We start from the raw sequence: 5,151 nt of genomic DNA on the forward strand, positions 1-5,151 counted from the left end.
GCTCCGCGTCCACAATGACCGCAGGAGCGGTCGGGCTACGCTCCCACGCAGAGCGTGGGAGCGATAAACCCCCAGATTATGCAGGCATTATGTAACACTTATTTTATGACAAACCCTTAGTTTAGGCTTTTGTTCTTCAACAATTAACAATTAACAATTAACTGATAACAATTTCATGTTTTTTATGACAGGGTTTCAAGAGTAAGTCACTTAATTAAACTGCAACCAGCGGAGACTATCATGCATGAAGTAAGTTTTGACCAGATTATCAAGGATTATCTTACCGGAGAGGACCTGCAAATGACAACCTATGAGGATATCAGGCAGTCTCTGGCCAGGATCCTGGTGGAGGAAAAAGGATATCCCCATGACAATATCATTCCAAGATATGAACTGGAGCTGGATCTAACTGACAGAAAATACACAATAAAGATCGACTTTGTCGTCATTTTTGATAATCGCCCGGTTTTAATCCTGGGTTTCTGTCCAGGTGCAGTATCAACATTCATTACCCAGTATGTCAGTGCAGGCAGATTGATCCCTGAAGGACCGGCTTCTTTTGCCGTGATAACCGATTCCAAGGATGCATCTCTAGTGCGTATCAGCGACAAAAAAGAATTATGCCGGGGTTTTCATTGTATACCCACCTGGGACTATCTTCAAACTCTGTACCATGAGTGTGAACACGCCATTTTTTCACCCGAAAGACTAGAAAAGGAAAAAAGGGTGGCACATGCCATGTTTGCCCTGAGCGACGGATACTGCTCTGACAAGTGCACTCCTACCACTGGAAAATTTCAGGACCGTTCCCGGAGTTGATCACCCTTTTCATACTCTCTCTGTCTGCCTTGGCGGTCCCCACCTGACCAACAACAAGTCCCGCAGCATAGTTTGCCGTCATGCAGGCTTCCTGCAATGATTGACCGGTCTGAAGGCAGATTCCCATGACTGCTATAACAGTATCTCCTGCCCCGGTTACGTCAAAGACCTTTTTTGCACTGGTTGGAAAATGAAGAATTTCCTTGCTGTCTTTAAACAGCACCATACCCTGGGGTCCTAAGGTAATGAGAAGGTTTTCAAGGTTTCGGCTTTGAATAATTTTTTTACCAGCCCTGATGATATCCTTGTTGGACTTTATAACTACTCCGCTGCCTTCCTCAGCTTCCTTCTGGTTTGGTGTCAACAGGAAAGTATTTTTATATACCTTAAAATTTCTAATTTTTGGATCCAGCACAATTTTTTTATCAGACAGTGCTGTAAGAAACTGTTTACTGACCATCCCTTTTCCATAATCAGAAATCAGAATGTATTCACCCAATATGTTTTTTTTGATATTGTAGATTATGTCTTTTATAAACCCAGCGTCCATCCTGTTGTTGCTTTCTTTATCCACTCTGACTATCTGCTGAGTGTTGCCTATAACTCTCGTTTTAACCGTGGTTTTTCTCTTTGGAGATTTTATAAGAATATGTTCGATTTCCTCCTGTTCCAACAGAAGCCTGATTTTGTCGCTGTGCTCATCATCACCGGTGACGCTTATAAGAAATGGTTCACCCCCCAGGCTTTTAATGTTTGCTGCGACATTGCCGGAACCTCCAAGACTGTAGGTTTCTTTCTGGACATAAACTACAGGTACAGGTGCTTCCGGAGATATTCTTGACACCTCGCCCCATTGATAGTGATCCAGCATTATATCACCCACTACCATCAGGCGCTGTCCCAGTATCATATCCAGATTCTGCAGCAATTTATCTTTAATATTGATGTCATTAAACATACGCTGAAACTTTATAATCACGTCACAGCCATGACAGCTGGAGGGTCGGCTGAAAGTGTTTGTTTCGACTCCGGGGATTGATGAAGAGATTTTTCGGCATCAGAACTCATTTTATGAAACAAGTGGATCCCGGAGGAGCCAGTTCCTGTGCCACATGCAAAGCGTTAAACAGATACCACATCCACAATCTATGCTTACCGCCTAAACAGATACATCATCAGATTTCATGCCGAGACATTCCATGAGACTATCTAGTTCCTTGCTGTTTTTGTATTGAAAAACTAGTTTTCCTTTATTTTCGTTGCCCTGCATGCTCACATGAAGTTTTTCATTTAACCTTTGTTTTATCCTGTTTTCCATTTCAATTGCAAAATTGTTTTTCTTGTCATTACCTGGAGTTGTTTTCTTTTCTTTTAAACTGTTTTTCACAAGTTCTTCTGTCTGACGAACTGACAAGTTTTTAGAAATAATTTTTTGAGCTAGTTCAAGCATCATCGTTTCACTTTTAACTCCCAGTAAAGCCCTTGCATGCCCTGGGCTCAGACTCATGTCTTCAACCATGTTTCGAATTTCTTCCGGCAATTTGATCAGTCTTAAAATGTTTGCCAGTTGGGGCCTGCTCTTGCCTATTTTATCCGCTAGTTCTTCCTGGTTTATACCAAGTTCCGACTGTAATTGCTGCAAGGCATAAGCCTGCTCCATCGGGTTTAAATCCTCACGCTGAAGATTTTCGATAAGGGCAATGGCCAGCACCTGTTTATTATCAAATTCTCTGATGAGCGCAGGTACAGTATTGTGTCCTGCTTCAATACTGGCTCTCCAGCGTCTTTCCCCTGCAATGATTTCATATTCCTGGTTTTCGTTGCGCCTGACCAGAATAGGCTGCAGTACACCATTTTCTTTGATTGATGAGGCAAGTTCCTGGATGCTCTCCTCTGAAAATTTTTTTCTGGGCTGAAAAGGGTTAGGCTTTAATTTCTGGACATTCAACTGGACACTGTCTGTTGTAGTTTCTTCGTAAAAACTGGGTTTAATCAGTGCATCCAAGCCTTTACCCAGCCCTTTTTCCTGTTTTTTCATTTTTATACCCCGGCTTAAATATTACTCGCCAATATTTACATAAACCAATTGCGCATCAGTGAGATAAGTATTAATATACATGCAGTACAGCGTAAACAACGCGGGACTCGCCCGCAATCTTAATTTGAAAAGGAGGATGTATGGATTCTCAAAAGCAAGTCCAACCATATTACAATGAAAGAGGACAGTTATCTGGTGTATGGATTTCTGCCCAGAAATGGCTGCAGCACCAGACAGACCTGGAAAATATTCTTCTGGAACAGGAAAGAAAGCCGGCCAGTCCAGCGGAACCAATGCACGAATGGATGAATTTTTTGTCGTATTGGGACTTCAATTACCCAGTGGAAAAAAAAGTAGTCTGTCAAAGCTGTGGCTGCGCATCAGATGACTGGACTCAGGATTCTCCTAAAAAATTCTATTTACGTAACGCCAGCCTCGGAGGTCTGGTGGCATTCGTATGTCTCGGATGTCAATCCCGGGTTACAAAAAAACATTTCAAGGATCACATCCTGTACGAATGTTCAGACTTAAACTGTAAAGTCAGGTAATTCTGTCGCCTCATCTGATACATAATATCCATTCAGTTTGTGTTTGTGCAGGATATGTGTCGCAGGGACCGACCCAAGGCCGGTTCCGGTACCACCTGAATGGTTTTGATACATAATCAGATGAGGCGACATTTTATAATACCTATTGCAGCCTTTTAATTATTTCTTTTGCCAACTGCAGATATGCATGGGATCCAGTGGATCTGATATCGTAGGCCAGAACAGGTTTTCCGTGACTGGGTGCCTCAGACAGGCGTACATTCCTGGGAATTATGCTGTCAAAAGTCTGGGCCATAAAATGCCTTCTAACTTCATTAATAACCTGATGACAAAGCCTGTTTCTTTTATCAAACATAGTTAATGCAACCCCCAAAAGTTCGAGGTCATGATTTAATCTTTTTTTGATCAACTCATATGTCTCGAACAGCCTGGCTATCCCCTCCAGTGCATAATATTCGCATTGCATAGGTACTAGTAGACGGTTTGATGCACACATGGCATTGATTGTAATCATGCCCAGGGATGGTGGACAGTCCAGAATGATGTATGAGTATGACCCGGTAATTTTTTTGAGCATATTATACAGGTAATACTCCCGGTCAGTTTTGTCGTTCAGTTCAAGCTCAGCAGCAACGAGATCTTTGCTGGAGGGAATTACATCCAGGTACTTAAATTCAGTCTGAACTATGAGATGGTCCGGGTCAACTTCTCCGGTAATTCCTTGATAAAGTGAGAATTTCAGGTTTTCGATATTTAACCCCAGGCCGCTGCTGGCATTGGCCTGGGCATCGCAATCCACGAGAAGCACCTTCTTTTCCATAACCGCCAAGGAAGCGGCCAGGTTAACTGCAGTTGTGGTTTTACCTACACCTCCCTTCTGATTAGCGACAACAATTTTCCAGATCACTATAAATCTCCTTGATAATGCAGGATGTTTCACGTGAAACAATAAGCGGCATGCTGTTTATCTTAGCCAGGTTATGCCAGAAACACAAGATAAAGTAGTGCATTTATCTAGTGCTGGCTTTGCCCGCAACCCAGTAAAGAAAAGAGTTTTTTTGGTTTTTGTGACAGGGTTTCAGGAGTAAGCCACTAAACTCTGCAGGGCAAAAGAGTCTGCCTACGGAATACACGGAATATCACGGAATATGCGTTGCTTCGCAACGTTTTAAAACTTCCGTGCCCTTCCGTGTGTTCCGTGGGCATAACCTCTTGGCTTTCTTTGAAAATGAAGCAACCTGTTGTTCCGAAACTTGTGCTAAGCGCCTAAAGCAGGTTATGCCCGCAACCCAAGAAAAAGAAGTGCTCTTATCCTCATTCGCAACAATTGAACCCGGTAATCTGCAAAGATTCCCTGCCAAGTCTCTCAGCGCGATAAATATTATATGGGATCACGGTGAACCACAGCAACGAAGGAAATCCACGGTGTATGTTTTACCGGTCAGGGCAAGGTACGAGAAGTATGTCTCTTTTCTGTTGATAGCAAGTATGTTAAAAAAAAACAAGCCCTGCAGGTGTATGATCTGCAGGGCTTGATTTTAGATAATATATTGATATAATTTGATTAATCTGTTTCTAACGCGGGCTTTGCCCGAAACCCAATAAAGAAAAGAGCTAATTTGACAGGATTAACCACGCCAAAGACGTGTGGCAGGCATAGATTAAGAGATTGATGAAGAAAAAATCATTTTTGTCCTGGCTCCCAGTTTATCCAGCTGCTTCTCTAAAATGTGGCTGGAGCCACAA

General features: G+C 42.6%; 4 protein-coding genes. 1 reads left to right on the top strand and 3 read right to left on the bottom strand.

Annotated elements, in window-relative coordinates; all coding sequences use genetic code 11:
- The first annotated feature begins 240 nt into the window (after positions 1 to 240).
- The gene (locus QZP87_RS14975; protein ID WP_291323731.1) at positions 241 to 819 is read left to right on the top strand and encodes a type I restriction enzyme HsdR N-terminal domain-containing protein; all 579 of its coding nucleotides are present in this window, start codon (positions 241 to 243) and stop codon (positions 817 to 819) included.
- Here QZP87_RS14975 and QZP87_RS14980 read toward each other — a convergent pair.
- The 3 genes from QZP87_RS14980 to QZP87_RS14990 form a co-directional block, all read right to left on the bottom strand.
- The gene (locus QZP87_RS14980; RefSeq protein WP_363331032.1) at positions 782 to 1,777 is read right to left on the bottom strand and encodes a bifunctional ADP-heptose synthase; all 996 of its coding nucleotides are present in this window, start codon (positions 1,775 to 1,777) and stop codon (positions 782 to 784) included. The two genes, QZP87_RS14975 and QZP87_RS14980, sit on opposite strands and share 38 nt — an antisense overlap.
- Before the next feature lie 201 nt (positions 1,778 to 1,978).
- Entirely contained in the window at positions 1,979 to 2,857 is an 879-nt protein-coding gene (locus QZP87_RS14985; RefSeq protein ID WP_291323732.1) for a ParB/RepB/Spo0J family partition protein, read from the bottom strand.
- Positions 2,858 to 3,547: 690 nt separating this feature from the next.
- Entirely contained in the window at positions 3,548 to 4,312 is a 765-nt protein-coding gene (locus tag QZP87_RS14990) for an AAA family ATPase (RefSeq protein ID WP_291323733.1), read from the bottom strand.
- Positions 4,313 to 5,151 lie beyond the last annotated feature (839 nt).

The organism is Desulfonatronospira sp. (genome assembly GCA_003563255.1).
Classification (GTDB): Bacteria; Desulfobacterota; Desulfovibrionia; order Desulfovibrionales; family Desulfonatronovibrionaceae; genus Desulfonatronospira.

Excerpts from the sequence above, each read along its gene's own strand:
- QZP87_RS14975 (WP_291323731.1), top strand. The coding sequence starts at position 241 with ATGCATGAAGTAAGTTTTGACCAGATTATCAAGGATTATCTTACCGGA.
- QZP87_RS14980 (WP_363331032.1), bottom strand. The coding sequence starts at position 1,777 with ATGTTTAATGACATCAATATTAAAGATAAATTGCTGCAGAATCTGGAT.
- QZP87_RS14985 (WP_291323732.1), bottom strand. The coding sequence starts at position 2,857 with ATGAAAAAACAGGAAAAAGGGCTGGGTAAAGGCTTGGATGCACTGATT.